At 41.4% G+C, this 1,195-nt stretch carries 1 protein-coding gene; it reads left to right on the top strand.

The window, feature by feature from the left end; genetic code table 11:
• Nucleotides 1-204 precede the first annotated feature (204 nt).
• The gene (gene nhaR / locus R7Z49_RS23440; RefSeq protein ID WP_005457134.1) at nucleotides 205-1,095 is read left to right on the top strand and encodes a transcriptional activator NhaR; all 891 of its coding nucleotides are present in this window, start codon (nucleotides 205-207) and stop codon (nucleotides 1,093-1,095) included.
• The last annotated feature ends 100 nt before the right edge of the window (nucleotides 1,096-1,195 follow it).

The raw sequence follows: 1,195 nt of genomic DNA, 5'->3' as shown, positions 1-1,195 counted from the left end.
GATTTATTGGTTTTATAAACTGAGATTTTTTTGATGAGAATTCGATAAAAAGTGCGTTTTACTTCAAGTTTTATGACAATACTGAGATTGTATTTTCGGTAAAACTTAATTTTAGTTGGTTAAAGTGATGGTTTTGCCGAGTATCTTGTCTGTCTCTGTCACATTTGGTATAAAAAGCATCACCTTCTTTTCTGGAATTGGCCGATGTCACATCTAAATTACAACCATCTTTATTACTTCTGGATGGTGTGCAAGCAAGGCTCTGTTACCAAGGCCGCGGATGCGCTTTTTCTCACTCCTCAAACGGTGACCGGGCAAATCAAAGCGCTTGAAGAGCGGATGAAAGGTAAGCTAACCAAGCGAAACGGCCGTACTGTCGAACCAACAGAACTCGGACAATTGGTCTTCAAATATGCGGATCGTATGTTTGGTTTAAGCTATGAGATGCTTGATATTGTGAACTACAGTCAGCACTCCAATATTTTGTTTGAAGTTGGTGTCGCCGATGCGCTGTCAAAACGGCTAGTTAGTAAAGTGCTGATGACAACCGTGCCTGAAGACAACAGTATCCACTTACGTTGTTACGAGTCGACGCACGAACTGTTGTTAGAACGGCTATCGCAGCACAAGTTGGATATGATTCTTTCTGATTGCCCGGTGGACTCGACGCAAAGCCCAGGCCTTTATAGTAAGAAGCTTGGCGAGAGTAGCATGAGTTTCTTTGCATCTTCTGACATTCCAGACGTCAAGTTCCCTGAAATTTTGGAAAAGAAAAAGCTGTTGATCCCAGCAAGTCGAACGGCGATGGGGCGAAAAGTCATTCAATGGTTTGATCGCCAAGGATTACAACCTGATGTCTTGGGAGAGTTTGATGACGTCGCGTTGATGAAAGCCTTTGCGAGATACCGTGATGATGTGATCTTTTTGGCGCCGACGGTTTACATGTCAGAAATCGAAGATGACCGCAGCCTACAGTTGATCGGTCATGTTGAGGATTTGAAAGAAGAGTATTACGTTATTTTCGCCGAGCGAATGATTCAGCATCCTGCGGTAAAAAACGTATGTGATGCTGATTTCAGTCAAATGTTTGAGTAAACCCGTATCGTTGCTCAAATAAATAGATTACTATCGATAAAAATATAAATCTAAATGATACCTAAGTAATTCAAGATACTTGGTTTAGTGAGCAAAATTA

This window comes from Vibrio sp. 1562, from assembly GCF_033340155.1.
GTDB classification, from domain to species: Bacteria; Pseudomonadota; Gammaproteobacteria; order Enterobacterales; family Vibrionaceae; genus Vibrio; species Vibrio alginolyticus.
The sequence above is the reverse complement of the archived record's forward strand: the minus strand, read 5'-3'. Positions and strand labels throughout refer to the sequence as shown.

Excerpts from the sequence above, each read along its gene's own strand:
- nhaR (WP_005457134.1), top strand. The coding sequence starts at position 205 with ATGTCACATCTAAATTACAACCATCTTTATTACTTCTGGATGGTGTGC.